Origin of the sequence: Variovorax sp. ZS18.2.2, assembly GCF_024701975.1 — a bacterium.
In the GTDB taxonomy this organism is placed as follows: Bacteria; Pseudomonadota; Gammaproteobacteria; order Burkholderiales; family Burkholderiaceae_C; genus Variovorax.
The window spans coordinates 66,876-89,427 of the sequence record NZ_JANLNM010000010.1; the positions used below are offsets into that span (position 1 = coordinate 66,876).

Consider the following 22,552-nt stretch of genomic DNA (forward strand, 5'->3'; position numbering starts at 1 on the left):
CGCTTTTTCGTTCCCCGCGTCGTTACCGGCGCGGCGCATCGGGCGCCGCGTGGGGCGAGCCTTTGTCCGCGTTTTTTGTCAGCCAACAAACCCAAGGAGACCGCAACCATGAAGAACCTTCTCAAAGCCACCGCCCATATCGCCGCTCTCGCCGCCCTCGCCTGCGGCGCCACCGCCGCCCAGGCACAGGCGCCCAAGCAGCCGCTGCGCATCGGCATGACCTTCCAGGAGCTCAACAACCCCTACTTCGTGACGATGAAGCAGGCGCTGGAAGAAGCCGCGGCCACCATCGGCGCGACCGTGGTCACCACCGACGCGCGACACGACGTGGCCAAGCAGATCGGCGACGTGGAAGACATGATCCAGAAGAAGGTGGACATCCTCCTGCTGAACCCGACCGACTCCACCGGCGTGCAGTCGGCGGTGCGCTCGGCCAAGAAGGCGGGGCTGATCGTGGTGGCGGTCGATGCGAATGCGCAGGGCCCGGTCGATTCCTTCGTCGGCTCCAAGAACACCGACGCCGGGCGCCTCGCCTGCGAATACCTCGCCAAGAGCATCGGCGAAAAAGGCGACGTGGCGATCCTCGACGGCATTCCGGTCGTGCCGATCCTGGAACGCGTGAAAGGCTGCCGCGAAGCGCTCGCCAAGTACCCCGGCATCAAGGTCGTGAGCACGCAGAACGGCAAGCAGGAGCGCGCCACCGCGCTCACCGTGACCGAGAACATCCTGCAGGCCAACAAGGACCTGAAGGGCATCTTCAGCGTGAACGACGGTGGCTCGATGGGCGCGCTCGCGGCCATCGACGCGAGCGGCAAGGACGTGAAGCTCACCAGCGTGGACGGCGCCCCCGAAGCCATCAAGGCGATGCAGAAGCCCGGCTCCAGGTTCATCGCCACCACCGCCCAGTACCCGCGCGACCAGATCCGCCTGGCCATCGGCATCGCGCTCGCCAAGAAGTGGGGCGCCAACGTGCCGGCTGCGGTGCCGGTGGACGTGAAGCTGATCGACGCCGAGGGCGCGAAGACCTTCACCTGGTAAGCGGCGCATCGGATCGGCCATGACCTCCGCAGAAAGCGAAGAAATGCTCCGGCTGGAAGGCGTGTCCAAGCGCTTTCCGGGCGTGAAGGCGCTCTCGGGCATCGACCTCTCGATCCGCAAGGGCGAGGTGCATGCGCTGCTCGGCGAGAACGGCGCGGGCAAGTCGACGCTGATGAAGATCCTCGGCGGCATCTACCAGGCCGACGAGGGCCGCATCTTCATCGAAGGCAGCGAGCGCAAGTTCGCGGGCTACAACGACGCGATCGCGGCGGGCATCGGCATCATCTTCCAGGAGTTCAGCCTCATCCCGTACCTGAACGCGGTGGAGAACATCTTTCTCGGCCGCTACCTGAAGAACCGCTTCGGGCTGATGGACAAGGCGGCGATGAAGCGCTCCGCACAGCAACTCTTCGACGAGCTGGGCGTGCAGATCGACCTCGGCGTGCCGATCTGCCGGCTCTCGGTGGCGCAGCAGCAGTTCGTGGAAATCGGCAAGGCGCTGTCGCTGAAGGCGCGCCTGTTGGTGCTCGACGAGCCGACCGCCACGCTCACGCCGAACGAGGCCGGGCATCTCTTCAAGATCATGCGGGAGCTGCGCGCCAAGGGCGTGGCGATGATCTTCATCTCGCACCACCTGGACGAAATCTTCGAGGTGTGCGACCGCATCAGCGTGCTGCGCGACGGCGCCAATGCGGGGCATGCGGACGTGGGCGCAACGAATGTGGATGCGCTCGTTCAGATGATGGTCGGCCGCAGGATCGAGCACAACTTTCCGCCCAAGCCCGTGCCCGCGCCGCGCGGACGCAAGGTGCTCGAAGTGCCCGAGATCCAGCTCGCCAAGGGCGGGCCGGTCAACAGCTTCACGCTGCACGAAGGCGAGATCCTCGGCTTCGCGGGGCTTGTCGGGTCGGGCCGCACCGAACTCGCGCTCGGGATGATGGGCGCCGACCGCGTGCACCGCAAGACGGTGCTGCGCAACGGCAAGCCCGTGCGCCTGAACGACCCGACCGAGGCGCTGGCAAACGGCATCGGCCTCCTGCCCGAGAGCCGCAAGGTCGAGGGGCTGATCACCGACTTCACGATCCGCTTCAACATCTCGATGAACAACCTGGGCAAGCACAAGAGCGCGGGGCTTGTGAGCCAGAAGTCGGAGAAGCAATCGGCCGGCGAACTCGCCAAGCGCGTCGGCGTGAAGGCGCCGAGCATCGAGACGCGCGTGGCCACGCTTTCGGGCGGCAACCAGCAGAAGGTGGTGATCGCGCGCTGGCTCGGCCACGCGAGCGAAGTGCTGATCTTCGACGAGCCCACGCGCGGCATCGACGTCGGCGCCAAGGCCGAGATCTACAGCCTGATGCGCGAACTCACGCGCCAGGGCAAAGCCATCGTGATGATCTCGAGCGAGCTGCCCGAGATCGTCGGCATGTGCGACCGCGTCGCCGTGTTCTCGGGCGGGTCCATCGTGGCCACGCTGGAGGGCGACTCCATCAACTCGGGCGACATCATGCGCCACGCAACCACAGGGGGTTCGCAATGAATGCCACCGCCAGCCATCCCACGCCGCCCACACCTCAGGCTTCTGCCGGCGGATTCTTCACCCAGCTGCGCCGTTCGACAGCCTTTCTGCCGCTGGTCGGGCTGGTCGCGATCTCGGTCTTCATGATCGTGGCGACCGACAACTTCCTCTCGTGGGGCAACCTGCAGAACATCGCGCTGCAGTCGTCGATCAACGCGATCATCGCGGTGGGCATGACGGCCGCGATCCTCACCGGCGGCATCGACCTCTCGGTAGGCGCGGTGGTGGCGCTGTCGGGCACGCTGGCCTCGGGAATGATGGTGCAGTTCGGGCTGCCGCCGATGCTCGCGGTGCCACTCGGCCTGGCAGTGGGCGTGGTGATCGGCCTCTTCAACGGCTACTGCGTGGCGTACCTGCGCATGCCGCCGATCATCGTGACGCTGGCCACCATGGGCATCGCACGCGGTATTGCGCTCATCTACACCGGCGGCTATCCGATCGACGGCCTGCCCGAATCGTTCGCCTTCCTCGGCGGCGGCGTGTTCGCGGGCATCAAGGTGCCGATCCTCATCATGCTGGCGACCTACCTCGTGGCGTACGTGCTGCTGAACATGGCGCCGTTCGGGCGGTATGTGTATGCCATCGGCGGCAATGAAGAAGCGACGCGCCTGTCTGGCGTGCGCGTGTCGCGCTACAAGCTGCTCGTCTATGCGTTGAGCGGTCTTACTGCGGCCATCGCCGGCATCGTGCAGGCGGCGCGTGTCACGAGCGGGCAGCCCGGTGTCGGCGTGGGCTTCGAGCTCGATGCGATCGCGGCGGTGGTGATGGGCGGCACGTCCATCGCCGGCGGGCGCGGCGCCATCGTGGGCACGCTGGTCGGTGCGCTGTTGCTCGGCGTGCTGAACAACGGTCTCAACATGATCGGCGTGTCGCCGTACCTGCAATTGATCATCAAGGGCGGCATCGTCCTCCTTGCGATCTTCATCAGCCGAGAAGCAAAACGCTGACCCTCTTCTGTCTTGCTCCTTCCCCCTCTGGGGGAAGGCTGGGATGGGGGCACGCAGAGCGTGCCCAGTGGTGACGCCGCTTGCCCCACCCCTGCCCTCCCCCAGAGGGGGAGGGAGAAATACCCAACACCCTCTCTGACCACAAGGAACCCATGTCTTATCAAAAGCTCCAGCCCGGCGCATCTGGCGCCATCGGCGAACTCGCTGCCATGCAGGCCGTCGTGTGCCACGGCCCCAAGGACTACCGCCTCGAAACCGTCGCGATGCCCACCATCGGCCGCAACGAACTCCTGATCTCCATTGCCGCCTGCGGCATCTGCGCCTCCGACTGCAAATGCCACTCGGGCGCGAAGATGTTCTGGGGCGGCGACGGCCAGCCTTCGTGGGTCAAGGCGCCCGTCATCCCGGGTCACGAATTCTTCGGCTACGTCGAGGCGCTCGGCGAAGGCGCCGCCGAGCACTTCGGCGTGGAGAAAGGCGACCGCGTGATCGCCGAGCAGATCGTGCCCTGCGGCAAGTGCCGCTTCTGCACCTCGGGCAAGTACTGGATGTGCGAGGTGCACAACATCTTCGGCTTCCAGCGCATCGTGGCCGATGGGGGCATGGCCGACTACATGCGGCTGCCGCCAACCTCGCGCGTGCACAAGATCCCCGACGGCATCTCGCTGGAAGACGCGGCCATCATCGAGCCGCTCTCGTGCGCGATCCACACGGTGAACCGTGGCGACATCCAGCTCGACGACGTGGTGGTGATCGCCGGCGCCGGCCCGCTCGGGCTGATGATGGTGCAGGCCGCGCGACTGAAGACGCCCAGGAAGCTGATCGTGATCGACCTCGTGCCCGAGCGCCTCGCCCTCGCCAAGCAGTTTGGTGCGGACGTGACGATCAACCCCAAGACCGAGAACGCCGACGCCATCGTCAAGGGCCTGACCGAAGGCTACGGCTGCGACGTGTACATCGAGACCACCGGCGCGCCCATCGGCGTGACGCAGGGCCTGGAGATGATCCGCAAGCTCGGCCGTTTCGTGGAGTTCAGCGTGTTCGGTTCGGAGACCAGCGCCGACTGGTCCATCATCGGCGACCGCAAGGAGCTGGACGTGCGCGGCGCGCACCTGGGGCCCTACTGCTACCCGATCGCCATCGACCTGCTGGCGCGCGGGCTCGTCACATCGAAGGGCATCGTGACGCACGACTTTCCGCTCACCGAATGGGAGCGCGCCTTCGCGCTGGCCAATTCGCTCGATTCGATCAAGGTGCTGCTCAAGCCGCAGCCCCGCGCAGTGTCATGAAGTACGTCATCGGCGTCGACATCGGCACGCAGAGCACCAAGTGCCTGCTGGTCGGCATCGACGGCAAGGTGCATGCGCACAGCAGCGTGGCCTACCAGCCCGAGACGCCGAAGCCGCTGTGGGCGCAGCAGGACAGCGCGGTGTGGTTCGGCGCGGTGTGCGAGAGCGTGCGCGCCTGCGTGGCGAAGAGCGGCGTCGCGCCCGCAGACATCGCCGCGATGTGCGTGAGCAGCCTCTACGGCGGCGCGGGCATCCCGGTCGATGAAGCGATGCAGCCGCTGCATCCGTGCCTCATCTGGATGGACCGGCGCGCCACCGCGGAGGTCGATGCGGTGAATGCAACGGTCGATGTGGCACGGCTGCAGGCGATCACCGGCAATGGCGTGGACAGCTACTACGGCTACACCAAGATCCTGTGGGTGCGCGAGCACCTGCCCGAGGTGTGGGCGAAGACGCGCTGGTTCCTGCCACCCAACAGCTACATCAACTGGCGACTGACGGGCGAGCTCGCGGTCGACCACAGCTCGGCCGGCAACATCGGCGGCGTGTACGACGCGGTGCAGCGCCGCTGGTCGTTCGAAGCGCTCGGCATGCTCGGCATTCCGGCACGGATGATGCCGCCGCGCCTCGTCGAATCGAGCGACGTGGTCGGTGGGTTGAGCACCGAATGGGCCGCGAAGCTCGGCCTCGCCGAAGGCATGCCGCTGATGGCCGGCGGAGTCGATGCAGCGGTGGCGACGTTCTGCGCGGGCGTGACCGGCAGCGGCGACCACGTCGCGATGATCGGCACCAGCATGTGCTGGGGCTTCGTGAGCTCGACCGTCGATGCGCGCCACAAGCTCATCACGATGCCGCACGTGTACCGCGGCGCCGATCGCAGCTATGTGTTCGGCGGCGCGATCACCGCGGGCGCGGCCGTCACCTGGTTCCGAGAAGCCTTCTGCCAGGCCGAGGTGGCCGAGGCCGCGCGCACCGGCGAAGACGCCCACGCACTGATCGAGCGCAAGGCCGTCGACGTACCACCCGGCGCGGAAGGCCTCGTCTTCCTGCCGTACCTGATGGGCGAGCGCAGCCCGATCTGGGACGCGCAGGCCAAGGGCGCGTTCATCGGCCTCTCGCTCGCGCACAGCCGTGCGCATCTCTATCGCGCAGTGCTCGAAGGCGTGAGCTTCGCGCTGCAGCACAACATCGAAGCGGGCCGACAAAGCGGGCAGCCATTGGACGACCGCCTCATCGTGGTCGGCGGCGCAGCGCATTCGGACCTCTGGATGCAGATCGTCGCGGACATCACGGGCTACCCCGTGTTCACCATCGAGGAAGAGGTCGAGGCGGCCCTCGGTGCGGCGATGCTCGCGGCGCTCGGCGCGGGGCTGGTCGATGCGGCAACGGCCGAGCGCGGCTGGGTCACGCTGGTGGAACGCGCGCGGCCCGAGCCCGCGGCGCAGGCGGTCTATCGCGAACGTTTCGACATCTACAAATCCCTTTACCCCGCATTGCGCGATGCGATGCACCGACTGACATGACCACCTCCTTCGATTTCTCCGGCCGGCGCGCACTCGTGACCGGCGCGAGCAGCGGCATCGGCCGCGCGGTGGCGATGCGACTCGCGCAATCGGGCGCGGCGGTGACGGCCGTGGGGCGCAATGCGGCGGCGCTGGATGCGCTGCATGCGGAGGCGGGCTGCACGCCGTTGGTGATCGACGTCGGCGATGCAGCGGCGCTGGAACGCGCGCTCGCACCGTTGCTCGCCTTCGACCTCGTCGTGAACTGCGCTGGCATCGCATTGCTCGAATCCGCGCTCGACCTGCAGGCCGAAAGCTTCGACGCCGTGATGGCCGTCAACGCACGTGCCGCCGCGCTGGTGGCCTCGCGCTGCGGCAAGGCGATGATCGCGGCCGGCGTGCGCGGCAGCATCGTCAACGTGTCGAGCCAGGCCGCGCTGGTCGCGCTCGATGCGCACCTTTGCTACTGCGCGTCGAAGGCGGCGATGGATGCGATCACGCGCTCGCTGTGCCTCGAGTTCGGGCCGCACGGCATCCGAGTGAACAGCGTGAACCCGACGGTCACGCTCACGCCGATGGCCGCAGAGGCCTGGGCCGATCCGGCCAAGAGCGCGGCGGTTTTGAGGAACATTCCGATGGGAAGGTTTGCAGAGGTCGAGGAGGTGGTGGCACCGATCCTCTTCCTGCTCTCCGATGGCGCGTCGATGGTCAGCGGCGTGGCGCTGCCGGTCGACGGGGGCTACACGATCGTCTGAGCCAGTTCAGTCGATCAGGCGAAGCGTGTGCCGCCATTCGGCGCGTCGAGTAGTTCGTCGAGGTTGCGCGAGATCTTCTCTTCGATCTGCTCGCTGAAGCTGCTGAACAGGAAGCCCAGCGTGGCCTCCAGCTTGAAGGTGTCGGCGGTGACTTCGACCGTGCCGTCGATGCCGGGGCGGCTGAACTGGGCGACGTCGCAGGTCTTGCCCTCGGTGTAGGTGCACTCCAGGCCGTAGTCCTGCTCGACCTGCTGCACCCATTGGCGCGCGACTTCGCGGGCGCCGGCAATGCCCAGCGTGTGGTTTCGTTCGATGAGGATGTCAGGCACCGTGATCTCCGTTGTTGTTGTCGTCGCTGGAATGGGTTTGCAGGATGCCCGTGGCGGCCTGCAGGGCACTCCGGCGTTCTTCCATGGTCGGCAGCGCGGCGATGCGCCGGACCTCAGTGTAGAAGCGCGGCCAGTCGCGGCCCTCGCGCTCGAACAGCGCCTCGAAGGCCGGCACCAGGTCGTCGTAGGCGCCCTGCGCGCCGAAGGCCGCGTTGTTGGCGCGCGCCACCCAGCCATCGTAGGCGCCCTGGCGCGGGCCGGGCCAGCCCTTCTTCAGCTCGGCATAGCGCGCGCGGAAGTCGGCCATTGCGGCTTTCTTCATCGCTTCGACGGCGGGCCAGTCCTTGGCCTTGGCTTCGGGTGACTCGTACACCTGCGTGAGCGCGCGGCGCGTGTTGAGCGCGAGCGCGCGGAACTCCTGGCGCTGGCCGTCGAACTGCGCGTACTCGCGGCGCGCCGCCTCGCCGGCTTCGCGCTGCAGCCACATGCCGCCGCCGATGCGCTCGACCGCGGTGGCGTACGACTCGTTGAACACCGTGTCGCCCGGCACGTACAGCACCTGGTGCGCGAGCTCATGGAACACGAGGCGCGCGAGCTCGCCTTCGGGATAGCCGATGAAGGTGGAGAGCAGCGGATCGCCGCCGGCCCAGTTCATCCAGCCGAGCGTCGAATACGCGGGCACGGGGTACACGGCCACTTCGAGGTCGAGCGCGCGCTGCGCCTCGGCTTCGGTCTTGGCAGCGTCCTCGCTGTAGTAGCCGCGGTAGCCCACGCAGCCGGCCACGGGGAAGCACCAGCTCTTGAGCGTGAGCGAGTACGGCGGCGCGGCCACCACGTTCCATACGGCCGCGGGGCGGTGCAGGTCGGCATACGACTTGTAGCTCGCGTTGTCGGGCAGGCCGAGTTCGGCCGAGGCGAAGCGGCGGATGCGCTGCGTGAGTTCGAGCTTGGCCTTCAGCGGCGCCGAGGTGGCCGGGTCCGCGAGCCACTCGGGCACCGGCTTGGCGGCCCGCATGATGCCGATGTGGCCGCTGGCGGACTGCCAGTAGTAGCCGAGGTCGGCGCAGCCCGTGAGGAACAGGGCGCCGGCCAGCGCCAATGCGGACAGCCCCCTCACGCGCGTTCGACCTGCACCAGGCAATCGTAGAAGGTCGGGCCGCGGCCGATGTCGGTCAGCCGCTGGCTCGTGAGCTGGTTGACGTTGGTGCCGTCGCCGCCGAACTTGCGCCACCAGATGCCCATGCCGTGCACCACGCCCTGGCGCGCGCGGCGCGACACCTCGGCGCGGCAGCGGTGTTCGCCGCGCTGGTTGAACACGCGCACCATCGCGCCGTCTTCGATGCCGCGCGCTGCGGCGTCGGCCGCGTGGATTTCGAGCAGCGGCTCGACCTCGATGGCGCGCAGGCTCGTCACGTTGACGAAGGTGGAGTTCAGGAAATTGCGCGCGGGCGGCGAGATCATCGCGAGCGGGAATTCGGTCGAGCTGCCGGCCGGCTCCCAGTTGGGCACGTGGTCGGGCAGGCCGTCCATGCCCATGGCCTGCAGGCGCGCGCTGAAGAACTCGCAGCAGCCCGAAGGCGTGGGGAACTTGCCTTCGGCGAAGGGGGCCTCGGGCAGCTTCACGGTGGTGAAGCCCTGAGTCAGCATCTGTGCGTAATCGATGGCGTTCTCGGCGAACGCGGTGCGGCACAGCGCCTCGTCGTCGTCCAAGAAGCAGGGCTCGTCGAAGCCCATGCGGCGGGCCAGTTCGCGGAACACCCAGGCGTTGCTATGGGCCTCGCCGCGCGGCGCGACCGCGGGGCGGTTCAGCAGCACGTCGGTGTGGCCGTAGCTGCAGTGGATGTCCCAGTGCTCGAGCTGCGTGGTGGCGGGCAGCAGGTAGTCGGCGTAGTCGGCGGTGTCGGTGCGGAACTGCTCGAGCACCACGGTAAAGAGGTCCTCGCGCGCGAAGCCCGCCACCACCTTGGCCGAATCGGGCGCCACCGCGACGGGGTTGCTGTTGTAGACCACGATGGCCTTCACCGGCTTCGCCGTGTCGAGCAGCGCATTGCCGATGGTGCTCATGTTGATGGTGCGCGGCCGTCGCCCTTCGAGCAGGTCGGGGCGCTGCAGCGCGGCGCGGTCGACCGGGAAATGGCCTGAGCTGCTCAGCAGCAGCCCGCCTGCCCGGTCGCGCCACGCGCCCACCAGCGCCGGCAGACAGGCGACGGCGCGGGCCGCGTTGCCGCCGCCGCGCACGCGCTGCATGCCGTAGTTCAAGCGAATGGCCGCGGGCTTGGTCGTGCCATAGGCCTGGGCCAGCGCCACGATCTGCGCTTCGGGAATGCCGCAGACCTCGGCCGCGCGCGAAGGCGGCCATTGCAGCGCGCGCTCGCGCAGTTGCTCCCAGCCCAGCGTGTGGTTGGCGATGTAGTCATGGTCGAGCCAGTCATGCACGATCAGCTCGTGCATCAGCGCCAGGGCCAGCGCGGCGTCGGTGCCAGGCAAAAGCGCGATGTGCTCGTCGCACTTGTCGGCGGTTTCGGTCTTGCGCGGGTCGATGCACACCAGCCGTGCGCCCGCGCGCTTGGCGGCCTGGGCGTGGCGCCAGAAATGCAGGTTGCTGGCGATGGAGTTGCTGCCCCAGATCAGGATCAGCTTCGCCTCGGCGAAGAACTCGATCCGCATGCCGACCTTGCCGCCCAGCGTGTGGACCATCGCCTCGCCGCCGGCCATCGAGCAGATGGTGCGGTCCAGCAGCGACGCGCCCAGCTTGTGGAAGAACCGCCGGTCCATCGATTCGCCCTGCACCAGCCCCATGGTGCCCGCATAAGAGTAGGGGACAATTGTTTCCGGATCGCCTTGCAATGACCGAAGATGCGCGGCGATGTCGTCCAGTGCGGCGTCCCACGACACCGGCTCGAACTGGCCGCTGCCCTTGGGGCCGGCGCGCTTCATGGGCTGCACCAGCCGCTCGGCATGGTCGTTGCGTTCGATGTAGCGCGACACCTTGGTGCACAGAACGCCGCCGGTGTGCGAATGGGCGGCATTGCCCTGCAGCTTCACGGCCACGCCGTCCTTGACGGTGGTGACGAGCGCGCAGGTGTCGGGGCAATCGTGCGGGCAGGCGCCCAGCACGGTGGTGGTCAAGGGGTCGGAAGTCGTTGCTTCCAGGGAGTCCGTTGCGTGGGGCATCGGACAAGTCTAATTTGAGTGCGGGAAAAACGCGCAGCGGGCGCAGAGGGAGATTTCACAATGGTGAATCGCAGGCATTTTTCTTTGGCCGTCGGCGCCGCCGCCACGCTGGGCGGCTTCCGCATCGCACAGGCGCAGGCTGAAGCGCCGCTCGTGCTGGGCCAGTCCGCGCCTTTCACCGGTCCGGCCGCGCAGCTGGGCATCCAGTTCCACCAGGGCGCCAAGGTGTTCCTGGACCAGTACAACGCCCAGCCCGGCCGCCGCAACGTGGTGATCAAGAACCTGGACGACGGCTACGAGCCCGACCGCTGCGCCGCCAACACCCAGAAGCTGATCGAGGAAGACGTGTTCGCTCTCTTCGGCTACATCGGAACGCCGACCAGCCTGGCCGCGCTGCCGCTGGCGGTGAAGGACAAGGTGCCGTTCATCGCGCCGTTCACGGGTGCGATGTCGCTGCGGGAGCCCTTCCACAAGAACGTGTTCCACCTGCGCGCCTCGTACAACGACGAGACGGCGCTGATGGTCAAGCAGCTCACCCACCTGGGGCTCAAGAAGATCGCGGTCTTCTACCAGAACGACGCCTACGGCAAGGCCGGGCTCGACGGGGTGACGCTGGCGCTGTCGCAGCTGGATCTGAAGCCGATCGCGATGGCCACGGTGGAGCGCAATTCGGCCGAAGTGGCACAGGCGGTGAAGGCCATCGTGGGCGCGCGGCCCGATGCGGTGGTGCAGGTGGGCGCGTACAAGGCCTGCGCGGCGTTCATCCGCGAGGCGCGCAAGGCGAGCTATGGCGGCACCTTCATCAACCTGTCGTTCGTCGGCACGCAGGCGCTGGCGGACGAGCTCGGCAAGGGAGCCGCGGGCGTGATGGTGACGCAGGTGGTGCCCTCGCCCTACAACCCGGCCAACGCGATCACGCGCGAATTCGTCGATGCGGTGCGCAAGGCGGGCGCCGGGGCCAGCGCGAACTTCTCGAGCATGGAGGGCTACCTGGCCGCGAAGGTGCTGACCGAGGGGCTGCGCAAGGCCTCGGGCAAGCTCACGCGCGACAGCCTCGTCGGAGGGCTGGAAAGCATCGACCGGCAGCAGTTCGGTGGATTCGAGGTGTCGTTCTCGGCGAAGAACCACGTGGGGTCGAAGTTCGTCGAGTTGTCGATGCTGACGGGCGACGGGCGAGTTCGAACTTAGTTTTTGGCGCTCAGGCCGTCCACAGCCTGGAACATCGCCTGCCGCGCCTGGCTGACGATCTGCCCGCGCCACGCGTCGGTGTCCGTATAGAACGCCTCGACCATCCGGGCACGGATGCCATCGGCCAGGTCGGCCGGCGCGTCCGGGTGCTTGTGCAGCCAGTGGTCTGCGCGCAGTGCACCGGTCACTTCCAGGATCGGCAGCGTGCCGTATTCCAGCGCGATGCCGGTGTATTCGGCCTTCGGGCACTCCTCGTAGACGGCATCCCACATCAGCCCGCGCAGCAGCGCCGAGGTCGATGAGCCGTCGTAGATCGAAGTGACAGGCGCCGCGGGCGTACCCCACCAGGCGTTCGCCCGCGCATAGGCGACCTTGTCGTCCTTGCCCGCATAGATGCGCTCGCCGAGCCCGTTAGGGCCGAGCCCCGTGTGCAGGTCGATCCAGGCAAGGCGCTTGGCGCTGCCCGCATGGCGGCGCAACACGTTGCGGATGGTCTTGTTGCTCCAGGTAGGCGCCTTGCCGCCGAAGAAGAGGCCATCGTCGAACTGGTATTGACCGCTGGTCACGGCCGCCTGGTAGGCGGTGGCGCCGTGCTTCTCGATCCATTTCTCGATGGCCGCCTGGTTCTCGGGCGTGGGCGGCCAGGTGTCGGGCAGCAGCAGCGGATGCAGCTTGGCGTAGGGTTCGTTGACTGGCGCCGGCTTCGAGAAATCGATGAAGTTGCGGTTCAGGTCGACGTTCTCGTGCGTCACGCGTCGGCCATAAGAAAAGCCGTGCGGGTTGAGCGCATGCACATAGAGCACCGCCACGCCCTGCGCCTTGGCCTTGTCGCGCCACTCGGCATCGTGCAGTGCAAACACCTGCACGCCGCTGCCGCAATGGCCTTCGGCGCCGTGGCAGGCGCTGGAGACGATCAGCAGGCGCTCGGCGTTCGCATCGCCGTCCAGCGCCACGTCCATCGAGAGCTCTTCGCCGTCGCGGCCCTTGAGCGGGTGCGCATGCGGCTCCACGGTGAGGCCCGCGCTCACGCAGCCTTGCAGGAACTTCTGGCGCGCTTGGGCATAGCGCGGCGAAAAGGCCTCGCCGATGCCGATCATGAGACGTTGCCGCCCGGCTTGTTCAGGAACTGCTCGGCGATCTGCACCCAGCAGGTGGCGCCGAGCGGAATCAGATCGTCGTTGAAGTCGTAGCTCGCGTTGTGCAGCGTGCACGGGCCTTCGCCGTGGTGCACGTCGCGGTGCGCGCCGTCGCCGTTGCCGATGAAGGCGTAGGCGCCGGGCTTGGCCTGCAGCATGAAGGCGAAGTCTTCGGAGGTCATGGCCGCCTCCTGCTTCAACACGTTCTCGGGGCCGACGATGCCGGCCATCACGTCGCGCGCGAAGTTGGCCTCGGCCTCGGTGTTGATGGTGGGCGGGTAGTAGCGCTCGAAGCGGAAGTCGCAGGTCGCGTCGTGCGCCGCGCAGATGTGCTCGGACACCTGCTTCATCTTCGCCTCGATCATGTCGAGCACTTCGATCGAGAAGGTGCGCACCGTACCCGAGAGCTCGCAGTTGTCGGGAATCACGTTGTTGGTTTCGCCCGCATGGATGGTGGTGACCGAGATCACAGCCGAATCGGTCGGCTTCATCTTGCGGGTGAGGATGGTCTGGAAGGCCTGCACGATCTCGCAGGCGATCGGCACCGGGTCGATGCCGGTCTGCGGCAGCGCCGCGTGGCCGCCCTTGCCGATCACGTTCACGTGGAATTTGTTGCCCGAGGCCATCACCGGGCCGGGGCTCACGGCGAACTGGCCGGCTTTCATGCCGGGCCAGTTGTGCATGCCGAAGACGGCGTCCATGGGGAACTGCTCGAAGAGCCCTTCCTTGATCATTTCGCGGGCGCCGCCGCCGCCCTCTTCGGCCGGCTGGAAGATCAGGTAGACGGTGCCGTCGAAATTGCGGTTCTTCGCCAGGTGCTGGGCGGCTGCGAGCAGCATCGCGGTGTGGCCGTCGTGGCCGCAGGCGTGCATCTTGCCGTGGTGCTTGCTGGCGTGGGCGAAGGTGTTGAGCTCGGTGACGGGCAGCGCGTCCATGTCGGCGCGAAGGCCCACGGCGCGATTGCTGGTGCCGTTCTTGACGATGCCGACGACGCCGGTGGTGCCCAGGCCCCGGTGAATGGGAATGCCCCATTCGGTGAGCTTGCCTGCCACCACGTCGGCGGTGCGGACTTCCTGGAAACAGAGTTCAGGGTGGGCGTGGAGGTCACGTCGGACGGCGGCGATGCCGGCCGCCTGCGTGACGAGCGAATCGATGAGTTTCATAGGCACAGTCTAGGCTTTGCAGAGTGCTCCGCAAAGACCGTGCCGGGTAATTACGCACTCCCCCAGGCTGCGCGCACTTCGTGTCGCTTCTCCTTCCCCCTCGCCGGGGGCGACACCTGCGGCCCGGCAAAGCCGGTTCCGCGGTGTCCCTCGAAAAGAGCCAAACAGCTCAGCGGCCCATGCTCTTGAGGTACTCGCTGCGCGCGGTGATCGCGGTGTCGGTGAAGTCGGTGAAAACGCCGTCCACGCCGAGCTTGTAATAAATCGCGTACTCGTTCTTGCCGTCCTTGTTGTAGTCGGCCGCCAGGCGGCGCGACTCGTTGCGGAAGGTGAAGGGGTGCACGAAAAGGCCGGCCTTGTGGGCGTCCGCGATCAGCGTGGTGGGCGAGACCGAGGTGGCGTCGGCGTCGTTGATCTTGCCGTCCTTGTTCACGTCGATCGGCTTGCCGTCCGGACCGACGCTGCCCTTGATGGTCACGATGTAGCGCTTCCAGGGGCCGATGCCGTCGGCGTAGGTCTTGATCTCGGCCAAGCCCGCGGGCGTGACCATGACGTTGAAGTTGCGCGTGTCGCCGGCCTTGGTCCATTCGTAGGGGCGATCGACCGGAACGGCATAGGTCATGGCACCGGTCTTCATGTCGATGCCGTCGCCGTCGATCAGCTGGATCAGCCTGGTGTTCAGGCCCTTGGCCTTCATGTACTTGAGGCTGCCGGGCTCGAACGACTGCACGTAGATGGGCGCGGTCTTGCTGTTCCAGCCGGCCGCGGTGATGGCGGCGACGACCTTGTCTTCCATCGGCATGCCGAGGTCGCGGAAGTAGGTCGGGTTCTTGGTCTCGGGATAGATCGCGATGGTGCGGCCGGTTTCCTTCGACTTGGCCTTGGCGAAATCGATGATCTCCTGGAAGGTCACGACCTTGAACTTGCCGTTGAATTCCTGCGGCCGCTCGGCATCGGTCGAGATGCCGCCCAGCGTCTTGATCTCGGCCAGCGTGAAGTCGTTGCTGAACCAGCCGGTCTGGGTTTCGCCGTCGATCTTGATGGTCTTCTTGCGCGAGGCGAAGCGGGCGTGCTTGGCCACGTCGGTGCTGATGGACAGATTGGGGTCGTGGCGGGCGATGAGCACGCCGTCCTTGGTGGAGACCAGGTCCATCTCGATCACGTCGGCACCCAGTTCGATGGCCTTCGTGTAGGCCTCCAGCGTCTGCTCCGGCAGGTAGCCCGAGGCGCCGCGGTGGGCGATGACCAGCGGCGGGTTGCCGTCGAGGGTCAGCAGCTTGGCGGGGCCGCCCGAGGGGCCGGGGCCGGTCCCGCTGCAGGCGGCAATGCAAAGGGTGGCGGTGGCGGTCAGTGCGATCTGAAGGGTGCGCATGGTCTTTTCTCCATCCTGAGGATGGCGCAGAGTACCCGCTCCGGATGACGGCCCGGGCAACAGCCCCGCACGCCGCGCCGACTTCTTGGACAATCTGTTGCATGCCCCACACGCTTTCCCCCCAAAGCCTCGCGCTGGCCCAGTCGCTGGTGCGCATGAACACCGTCAGCGCGAACAGCAACCTCCAGCTGATCGACCTTGCGCAGAGCCACCTCGCCGCCCTCGGCGTGAAGAGCCGCATCACCTACAACGCCGAGCGCACCAAGGCAAACCTGTTCGCCACGCTGGGCGAGGGCAAGCCGGCCGGGGTGATCATTTCGGGGCACACCGACACGGTGCCCTGGGACGGCCAGGACTGGAGCGTCGATCCGCTCTCCGCCGTGGTGCAGCACGAGCGCCTCTACGGCCGCGGCTCGGCCGACATGAAGAGCTTCATCGCCATCGCGCTCTCCAACGCCAAACGCTTCCTTGAAAGCGATTCGCCCTTCGCGGTGCACTTCGCCTTCAGCTACGAGGAAGAAATCGGCTGCTTCGGCGTGAAGGAACTCATCGCCGACATGCGCGATGCGGGCATCAAGCCGCTGGCCTGCATCGTGGGCGAACCCACCAGCATGGTGCCGGCCATTGCCCACAAGGGCGTGCACCGCTACAAGTGCTGCGTGCGCGGCAAGGAGGCGCATTCGTCGCTCACGCCGAAGTCGGTCAACGCCATCGAGATGGCCGCGCGCGTGATCGGCAAGGTGCGCGACATGGCCGAGGACTTCGAGCGCAGCGAGCCGCGCTACGAGGGCTTCGACGTGCCCTTCAGCACCGCGAGCGTGGGCCAGTTCCACGGCGGCATCGCCGACAACGTGGTGCCGCGCGATGCCGAGTTCCGCTATGAATTCCGCGACCTGCCCACGGCCGACGCCAAGCGCATGCAGTCCGACGTGCTGGCCTATGCCGCGAGCATCGAGCCCGCGATGAAGAAGGTGGCGCCCGATGCGGGCTTCAAGTTCGAGACCATCTGCGAAATCCCGAGCTTCCTCGGCGCGGCGAGCGACCCGGTCACGCTGCTCGCACAGCGCCTCGCGGGCGAGGACCGCACCACCTTGGTGGCCTTCGGCACCGAAGCGGGCCTGTTCAAGAACGCGGGCATCCCCACGGTGGTGTGCGGCCCGGGCAGCATCGAGCAGGCGCACCAGCCCGACGAATTCGTGAGCCTCGAGCAACTCGCGCGCTGCGAGCTGTTCATGGAGCGCCTCGCTACTTCGCACACCATTGGGTGAATGTTGCTCACCCCCAGTCTTCGCGCACTTCGTGTCGCTGCGCCAACCCCCTTGCAGGGGGCCACACCGGCGGCCCGGCAAAGCCGGTTCCGCGGTGTGTCTGGCCTTGGCCGTGACGATTTCGTGCGTCGCGCAGCACGCGATGGACTGATGGAAAACTGAATTGATCAAAGATGCCGATGCGCTGCAGCGCATGAAGCGCGTCGCGCTCGGCCTGCTGTGCGCGGCAGCGCTGCTCTATGCGTTGGCCAGCGCGCTGCACGCGCAGCATCCGGCCTGGGGCTATGTGGCCGCCTTCGCCGAGGCCGCGATGGTCGGCGCGATTGCCGACTGGTTCGCGGTGGTGGCGCTGTTCCGCCACCCGCTGGGCCTGCCGATTCCGCACACCGCGATCATCCCGAGCAACAAGGACCGCATCGGCGCGAAGCTCGCGGGCTTCATCTGCAACAACTTTCTGAGCACCGCGCAGGTGCTCGCCAAGCTGCGCGAGTTCGACACCGCCAGCCGCATCGCCGACTGGCTCGCGCGGCCCGCGAGCGGCGAGACGCTCGGCGAATGGGGCGTGGCCGCCACGCGCTATGGGCTCACTGCCTTCGACGACGACCGGGTGCGCGACTTCATGGGCCGCGCCGCCGCCGCGGGCCTCGAGAAGATCGACCTCTCGCGCCTCACCGGCCAGGCGCTCGATGCGCTCACCGCGGGCGGGCGCCACCAGGCGCTGCTGGACGACGTGCTGCAGCAGGTGGCGGGCCTGCTCGAAGGCGAGGAGGTGCAGGCGCACATCACCGAAGCCATCGCGCGCGAGATCAAGACGCTGCGCTATGTGGGCCTGGACCAGGTCGCGGCCAAGCTCGCCACGCGCAAGATCGTCGCCGCCGTGGCGCACACCATCGGCGAACTCGCCGCCGAGCCCGACCATCCGATGCGCAAGCGCTTCGACCACTTCGTCGACGACTTCGTGGTGCGCCTGAAGCTCGACCCCGAGTTCCAGCAGCGCGGCGAGCAGATCCGCGCCGAGCTGATGGCGCACCCGGCCCTGGGCGACTACCTGCACGGACTCTGGGGCGAGCTGCTCGCGTGGCTGGACAGCGACCTGCGCCGCAGCGACTCGACGATCCGCCAGCGCATCGCGTCGATGGCCGGCGCGCTGGGCACGCGGCTGCAGGCCGACGAGGCCATCCGCCACTGGATCAACGAGCAGATCGAGGCCGCCGCGCCGCTGGCCATCGAGCGCTACCGCGAGGACATCCGCCGCTACATCGAGGAGCGGGTCGGCGAGTGGAACGCAGAGGAGATGACGGTGGAACTGGAGCGGCACATCGGGCGCGACCTGCAGTTCATCCGCATCAACGGCACGCTGGTGGGCGGGCTGGTGGGCTTGCTGATCCACACGGTCACGCAGCTGCTGCGCGGGTAATCCGCAGCGGACGAAAGTCCGCATGTCACGGGAAAGACTACGCCACCACCCCTTCCTCCTTCTAGACTCCGCGCGCGTCCACAAGAAGGAGAAGAAGACATGCCCCGTTGCCCGTTCCGCGCCACTGCCGCGCTGATCGCCTCGCTCGCCCTGCTGGGTGCCTGCAGCACGGTTGCACCGCCTGCGTCTGCACCGGTGCCTGCGCCCTCGCCGACACCCGCACCGGCACCTCTGCCACTCAACACCCGGCCCGCCTCGTGGGCCGCACCCGAGGCGCTGGTGCCGCCGTCGTCGTTCTCGGGCGTGCACGGCCTGGCCATCGATGCCAAGGGCCGGCTGCTCGCGGGCTCGGTGCTCGGCAACACGCTGTGGGAGGTCGACCGCACCACCGGCGCGGCCAAGGTGCTGATCGATGCGCCCGAAGGCCAGGCCGACGACATCGCGGTCGGTCCGCAGGGCGAGCTGGCCTGGACGAACTACCTCATGGGCATGCTGCGCTACCGCGAGAGCGACACTGCGCCGATGCGCGTGCTCGCCAAGGACCTGCCCGGCCTCAACTCGCTCGACTTCGACCGCCGCAACGGCAAGCTCTACGCCTCGCAGGTGTTTCTGGGCGATGCGCTGTGGGAAATCGACCGCACCGGCCAGAAGCCGCCGCGGCTCATCAAGAAGGACATGGGCGGCTTCAACGGCTTCGAGGTCGGGCCCGACGGAATGCTCTACGGGCCGCTGTGGTTCAAGGGCCAAGTCGTGAAGATCGATCCGGCCAACGGCCAAATGACCGTGATCGCCGATGGCTTCAAGATCCCGGCCGCGGCCAACCTCGACGGCAAGGGCAACCTCTGGGTGGTCGATGCGCGCAGCGGCGAACTGGTGCGGGTGGAGCTCGCCACCGGCAACAAGACCGTCGCCAAGCAGCTTCGGCCCTCGCTCGACAACCTGGCCATTGCTCCAGACGGCACGATCTACGTGTCGAACATGGCGAACAACGAGGTGCAGGCCTTCAACCCCGCCACGGGCGATCTGCGCACCCTCACCAGCGGCAAGGTGGCGGTGCCCGCGGGTCTGAAGATCGACGGCAACGACCTCTGGGTGGCCGACGTCTTCGGCTTCCGGCAGGTGGACGTGCGCACCGGCGAAGTGCGCGACGTGTTCCGCATGCAGCGCGAGCCGGAGCTCGACTATCCCTTCGCGGTCGGCCTCTCGGCCACGCGCTTCGCACTGACCTCGTGGTTCACCGGCACGGTCCAGTTGGTCGACCGAAAGACGCTCAAGACCGTCGAAACCATCCACGGCCTGAAGGCGCCCTTCGATGCGATCCCCATGCCCGACGGCAGCGTGATCTACGCCGAAATCGCCACCGGCAGCATCACGCGCGCGAGCGGACCGAAGTTTGCAGAAAAGTCAGTGCTTGCTAGCGGACTGAACGGCCCGGTGCAGATGGTCCTGGGCCGGGACGGCGCGCTCTACGTCACCGAGGCCGCCGGCAAGCTGCTGCGCATTCCGCTGGATGCCAGCGCGCCGCTGCGCACCATCGTCGACGGCCTCGCGCTGCCCGAGGGCGTGGCGCAAACGCCGTGGGGCACTTTCATCGTGGCCGAGAGCGCGGCGCGGCGGCTGGTGGAAATCGACCCGGCCAACGGCACCCGCCGGACCATCGCCGAAAACCTGCCGATCGGCCTAGCGCCCGGGCCCGGTCTGCCGCCGCCCTACGTCGTCACCGGCGTGGCCGTGGGCGCCGACGGCACGGTCTACGTGAGCGCCGACCGCAACAATGCGATATATCGAATCCGTGCCGTAAGGTAGGGTAACCATAAGTACAGATTTCGATTTACTTTTAAAAACAAATATTACAAACTGGCCGGGACGCCGTTTGGGTGCCCCGATCACATCCGGTCTCCGGGGCCCGCAGGCGTTTCTCTGAAAGGAAAAAACGCATGACTCCCCTCGTCGTAGGCCAGTTGCTGTCGCCCGAGTACTCCCTGGGGCTGGTGGCGCTTTCATTCCTCATCTCGTTCGCGGGATCGCTGGTGGCGTTGATCTGCGCGGGTCGCATGGTCGGCGCGGACGGCAAACCCAACCTGGCCGTCGTGGCCTGCGCCGCGGTGGCGCTGGGCGGCATCGGCATCTGGTCGATGCACTTCATCGGCATGCTGGCGTACCGGCTGCCGGTGGCCATCTCGTACAACATGCCGCTGACGACCGTGTCGCTGGTGGCGGCCATCCTGATCTCGGGCATCGCCCTCTATCTGGCCGGCGGCCGGCGCAAATTCAGCAAGACCGGCTGGCTCGCCGGCAGCCTGCTGGCCGGGATCGGCGTGTGCGTGATGCACTACATGGGCATGTTCGCGATGAACATGCGCGCCTCGATGGAGTTCGACATGGGCACCGTCGCGCTGTCGGTGGCGATCGCCATCACCGCCGCCGCGGCCGCCCTGTGGCTGGCCTTCAACCTGCGCAAGATCAGCCACCAGGTCGCCGCCGCCGCGGTGATGGGCGTGGCGGTCTGCACCATGCACTACGTGGGCATGAGCGCCGCCAGCATGATCTGCACGGCCGCGGCACCGACCGATGCGCTCGCCATCGGCGGCAGCTACATGGGCCTGTCGGTGTTCGGCACGGCCGGCGCGGTGCTGATCTTCATCTTCTGGGTGGTGACCGGCAGCAGCCTCGACGCGCCCACCACGCCGCAGCGCGCCCGCACCAGCTAGTTGGCGCAAGCGGGCCGAGGGCCCGCCCCCTAAAGTCTGTGCAGAGCGAAAAACCAGCGATCTGCACAGACCTCATGCCCGTCATCGAATCCCGGCTGCCATCGGCCAGCGACACCTTCCAGGCCAACCGCGCCGGCATGCTCGCGCTGCTGGCGCAGGTGCGCACGCACGAGGCCCGCGCCGCGGCCGCCTCGGGTGCCTCGGCCGAGCGCTTTGCCAGGCGCGGCCAGCTGCTGCCGCGCGAGCGCATCGCGCTGCTGCTGGACACCGGCGCGCCGTTCCTGCCGCTGGCCTCGCTCGCGGGGCTCGGCCATGACAACCCCGACCTCTCGAAAAGCGTGCCCGGCGGCGGGCTGATCTCCGGCATCGGCCAGGTCGCGGGCGTGCGCTGCATGGTGAGCGCCTCCGACTCCGGCATCGACGCCGGCGCCCTGCAACCGATGGGCCTGGACAAGCAGCTGCGCGTGCAGGAGATCGCGCTCGAGAACAAGCTGCCCTACGTGCAGCTGGTGGAAAGCGCCGGCGCCAATCTCATGCAGTACCGCGTGCAGGACTTCGTGCGCGGCGGCAGCATCTTCCGCAACCTCGCGCGCCTGTCGGCCGCGGGGCTGCCGGTGGTGACGGTGACGCACGGCTCCTCGACCGCGGGCGGCGCCTACCAGACGGGCCTGTCGGACTACATCGTGATGGTGCGCGACCGCACGCGGGCCTTTCTCGCAGGTCCGCCGCTGCTGAAAGCCGCGACCGGCGAGATCGCGACGGAAGAAGAACTCGGCGGCGCCGTGATGCACACCCACATTTCGGGCCTGGGCGACTACCTCGCCGAAGACGACCGCGACGCCATCCGCATCGCGCGCTCGATCCTCGGCGGCATCGACTGGACCCGCGACGAAGCACCGAGCCAATTCACGCCGCCGCGCTACGACGCCGAAGACCTGCTGGGGATCATGCCGAGCGACGGACGCCGGCCGGTCGACATGCGCGAGGTCATCGCGCGCATCGCCGACGGTTCCGAATTCCTCGAATTCAGCGAGCACTACGGCAGCGCCACCGTCTGCGGCCACATCCGGCTCGAAGGCCATGCGGTGGGCATCATCACCAACAACGGCCCGATCGATTCCGATGGCGCGACCAAGGCCACGCACTTCATCCAGGCCTGCTGCCAGTCGCGCACGCCCATCGTCTACCTGCAGAACATCACCGGCTACATGGTGGGCCGCGCGCACGAGGAGGCCGGCATCATCAAGCACGGCGCGAAGATGATCCAGGCCGTGACCAACGCGACCGTGCCGCAGATCACGCTGTACTGCGGCGCCTCGTACGGCGCGGGTAACTACGGCATGTGCGGCCGCGGCTTCGCGCCGCGCTTCTGCTTCTCGTGGCCCAACGCGCGCACCGCGGTGATGGGCGGCGAGCAGGCCGCGAAGACCATGGCCATCGTCATGGAGGCCGGCATGGCGCGCAAGGGCGCGGTCGACACCGCGAAGATCGATGCGATGCAGCAGCAGATCGTCGAGCGCTTCGACCGGCAGATGAGCGTGTTCACCACCAGCGCGCTGCTGCTGGACGACGGCGTGATCGATCCGCGAGACACGCGCGCGGTGCTGGCCGAGGTGCTGTCGGTGTGCCGCGATGCCGATGCGCGCGTGCCGCAGGCGATGCAGTTTTCGGTGGCGCGGCCATGAGCCAC

18 protein-coding genes are annotated in these 22,552 nt (G+C 67.5%); 12 read left to right on the forward strand and 6 right to left on the reverse strand.

Annotated features, from left to right (window positions below; all coding sequences use genetic code 11):
* Positions 1-108 precede the first annotated feature (108 nt).
* The 6 genes from NU688_RS29135 (at position 109) to NU688_RS29160 (ending at position 7,104) form a co-directional block, all read left to right on the forward strand.
* On the forward strand, positions 109-1,038 hold the full coding sequence (locus tag NU688_RS29135) for an ABC transporter substrate-binding protein (protein WP_257864317.1): 930 nt from the start codon (positions 109-111) through the stop codon (positions 1,036-1,038).
* Between the two features lie 19 nt (positions 1,039-1,057).
* Positions 1,058-2,572: a sugar ABC transporter ATP-binding protein gene (locus NU688_RS29140; RefSeq protein ID WP_257864318.1), complete on the forward strand. Its 1,515-nt coding sequence runs from the start codon at positions 1,058-1,060 to the stop codon at positions 2,570-2,572.
* Positions 2,569-3,558, forward strand: coding sequence for an ABC transporter permease (locus NU688_RS29145; protein WP_257864319.1), 990 nt, complete (start codon positions 2,569-2,571; stop codon positions 3,556-3,558). The genes NU688_RS29140 and NU688_RS29145 overlap by 4 nt, the downstream gene beginning before the upstream one ends.
* A 152-nt stretch (positions 3,559-3,710) precedes the next feature.
* Positions 3,711-4,847: an alcohol dehydrogenase catalytic domain-containing protein gene (locus tag NU688_RS29150; protein ID WP_257864320.1), complete on the forward strand. Its 1,137-nt coding sequence runs from the start codon at positions 3,711-3,713 to the stop codon at positions 4,845-4,847.
* Positions 4,844-6,370, forward strand: a complete 1,527-nt coding sequence (locus tag NU688_RS29155; protein WP_257864321.1) for an FGGY-family carbohydrate kinase — start codon at positions 4,844-4,846, stop codon at positions 6,368-6,370. The genes NU688_RS29150 and NU688_RS29155 overlap by 4 nt, the downstream gene beginning before the upstream one ends.
* The gene (locus NU688_RS29160; RefSeq protein ID WP_257864322.1) at positions 6,367-7,104 is read left to right on the forward strand and encodes an SDR family oxidoreductase; all 738 of its coding nucleotides are present in this window, start codon (positions 6,367-6,369) and stop codon (positions 7,102-7,104) included. The genes NU688_RS29155 and NU688_RS29160 overlap by 4 nt, the downstream gene beginning before the upstream one ends.
* Before the next feature lie 14 nt (positions 7,105-7,118).
* Here the strand turns inward: NU688_RS29160 and NU688_RS29165 are convergent, their stop codons facing one another.
* Genes NU688_RS29165 through NU688_RS29175 form a run of 3 tightly spaced genes read right to left on the reverse strand, consistent with a single transcriptional unit; the run spans position 7,119 to position 10,607 of the window.
* Positions 7,119-7,433, reverse strand: coding sequence for a polyhydroxyalkanoic acid system family protein (locus NU688_RS29165; RefSeq protein ID WP_257864323.1), 315 nt, complete (start codon positions 7,431-7,433; stop codon positions 7,119-7,121).
* On the reverse strand, positions 7,426-8,550 hold the full coding sequence (locus tag NU688_RS29170) for an aminopeptidase (RefSeq protein ID WP_257864324.1): 1,125 nt from the start codon (positions 8,548-8,550) through the stop codon (positions 7,426-7,428). The genes NU688_RS29165 and NU688_RS29170 overlap by 8 nt, the downstream gene beginning before the upstream one ends.
* Positions 8,547-10,607 carry a molybdopterin-dependent oxidoreductase gene (locus NU688_RS29175; RefSeq protein ID WP_257864325.1) on the reverse strand — a complete coding sequence of 687 codons (2,061 nt, stop codon included), beginning with the start codon at positions 10,605-10,607 and terminating at the stop codon, positions 8,547-8,549. Before NU688_RS29175 ends, NU688_RS29170 begins: the two co-directional genes overlap by 4 nt.
* 60 nt (positions 10,608-10,667) lie before the next feature.
* Here NU688_RS29175 and NU688_RS29180 point away from each other — a divergent pair, with 60 nt between their 5' ends.
* On the forward strand, positions 10,668-11,795 hold the full coding sequence (locus tag NU688_RS29180; protein ID WP_257864326.1) for an ABC transporter substrate-binding protein: 1,128 nt from the start codon (positions 10,668-10,670) through the stop codon (positions 11,793-11,795).
* Here the strand turns inward: NU688_RS29180 and NU688_RS29185 are convergent.
* From NU688_RS29185 to NU688_RS29195, 3 genes are all read right to left on the reverse strand, one after another.
* On the reverse strand, positions 11,792-12,892 hold the full coding sequence (locus NU688_RS29185) for a M14 family metallopeptidase (RefSeq protein ID WP_257864327.1): 1,101 nt from the start codon (positions 12,890-12,892) through the stop codon (positions 11,792-11,794). The two genes, NU688_RS29180 and NU688_RS29185, sit on opposite strands and share 4 nt — an antisense overlap.
* Positions 12,889-14,094, reverse strand: coding sequence for a M20 aminoacylase family protein (locus tag NU688_RS29190; protein ID WP_257864328.1), 1,206 nt, complete (start codon positions 14,092-14,094; stop codon positions 12,889-12,891). The genes NU688_RS29185 and NU688_RS29190 overlap by 4 nt, the downstream gene beginning before the upstream one ends.
* Positions 14,095-14,263: 169 nt before the next feature.
* Positions 14,264-15,466: a glycerophosphodiester phosphodiesterase gene (locus tag NU688_RS29195; protein WP_257864329.1), complete on the reverse strand. Its 1,203-nt coding sequence runs from the start codon at positions 15,464-15,466 to the stop codon at positions 14,264-14,266.
* A 101-nt stretch (positions 15,467-15,567) separates the two neighbouring features.
* Between NU688_RS29195 and argE the strand changes: the two genes are divergently transcribed.
* The 5 genes from argE to NU688_RS29220 all read left to right on the forward strand — a co-directional run bounded on the left by argE (position 15,568) and on the right by NU688_RS29220 (position 22,547).
* Entirely contained in the window at positions 15,568-16,734 is a 1,167-nt protein-coding gene (gene argE, locus NU688_RS29200) for an acetylornithine deacetylase (RefSeq protein ID WP_257864330.1), read from the forward strand.
* 163 nt (positions 16,735-16,897) lie between these two features.
* Positions 16,898-18,151, forward strand: a complete 1,254-nt coding sequence (locus NU688_RS29205; protein ID WP_257864331.1) for a DUF445 domain-containing protein — start codon at positions 16,898-16,900, stop codon at positions 18,149-18,151.
* Between the two features lie 99 nt (positions 18,152-18,250).
* On the forward strand, positions 18,251-19,957 hold the full coding sequence (locus NU688_RS29210) for a hypothetical protein (protein ID WP_257864332.1): 1,707 nt from the start codon (positions 18,251-18,253) through the stop codon (positions 19,955-19,957).
* 131 nt (positions 19,958-20,088) lie between these two features.
* Positions 20,089-20,862 (forward strand): MHYT domain-containing protein, encoded by a 774-nt coding sequence (locus tag NU688_RS29215; protein WP_257864333.1) that lies wholly within the window; start codon positions 20,089-20,091, stop codon positions 20,860-20,862.
* Between the two features lie 74 nt (positions 20,863-20,936).
* Positions 20,937-22,547: an acyl-CoA carboxylase subunit beta gene (locus NU688_RS29220; RefSeq protein WP_257864334.1), complete on the forward strand. Its 1,611-nt coding sequence runs from the start codon at positions 20,937-20,939 to the stop codon at positions 22,545-22,547.
* The last annotated feature ends 5 nt before the right edge of the window (positions 22,548-22,552 follow it).

Coding starts and splice junctions, on each gene's coding strand:
- NU688_RS29135 (WP_257864317.1), top strand. CDS start 109: ATGAAGAACCTTCTCAAAGCCACCGCCCATATCGCCGCTCTCGCCGCC.
- argE (WP_257864330.1), top strand. CDS start 15,568: ATGCCCCACACGCTTTCCCCCCAAAGCCTCGCGCTGGCCCAGTCGCTG.
- NU688_RS29220 (WP_257864334.1), top strand. CDS start 20,937: ATGCCCGTCATCGAATCCCGGCTGCCATCGGCCAGCGACACCTTCCAG.
- NU688_RS29185 (WP_257864327.1), bottom strand. CDS start 12,892: ATGATCGGCATCGGCGAGGCCTTTTCGCCGCGCTATGCCCAAGCGCGC.
- NU688_RS29180 (WP_257864326.1), top strand. CDS start 10,668: ATGGTGAATCGCAGGCATTTTTCTTTGGCCGTCGGCGCCGCCGCCACG.
- NU688_RS29215 (WP_257864333.1), top strand. CDS start 20,089: ATGACTCCCCTCGTCGTAGGCCAGTTGCTGTCGCCCGAGTACTCCCTG.
- NU688_RS29190 (WP_257864328.1), bottom strand. CDS start 14,094: ATGAAACTCATCGATTCGCTCGTCACGCAGGCGGCCGGCATCGCCGCC.
- NU688_RS29160 (WP_257864322.1), top strand. CDS start 6,367: ATGACCACCTCCTTCGATTTCTCCGGCCGGCGCGCACTCGTGACCGGC.
- NU688_RS29150 (WP_257864320.1), top strand. CDS start 3,711: ATGTCTTATCAAAAGCTCCAGCCCGGCGCATCTGGCGCCATCGGCGAA.
- NU688_RS29195 (WP_257864329.1), bottom strand. CDS start 15,466: ATGCGCACCCTTCAGATCGCACTGACCGCCACCGCCACCCTTTGCATT.
- NU688_RS29210 (WP_257864332.1), top strand. CDS start 18,251: ATGCCCCGTTGCCCGTTCCGCGCCACTGCCGCGCTGATCGCCTCGCTC.
- NU688_RS29155 (WP_257864321.1), top strand. CDS start 4,844: ATGAAGTACGTCATCGGCGTCGACATCGGCACGCAGAGCACCAAGTGC.
- NU688_RS29145 (WP_257864319.1), top strand. CDS start 2,569: ATGAATGCCACCGCCAGCCATCCCACGCCGCCCACACCTCAGGCTTCT.
- NU688_RS29175 (WP_257864325.1), bottom strand. CDS start 10,607: ATGCCCCACGCAACGGACTCCCTGGAAGCAACGACTTCCGACCCCTTG.
- NU688_RS29140 (WP_257864318.1), top strand. CDS start 1,058: ATGACCTCCGCAGAAAGCGAAGAAATGCTCCGGCTGGAAGGCGTGTCC.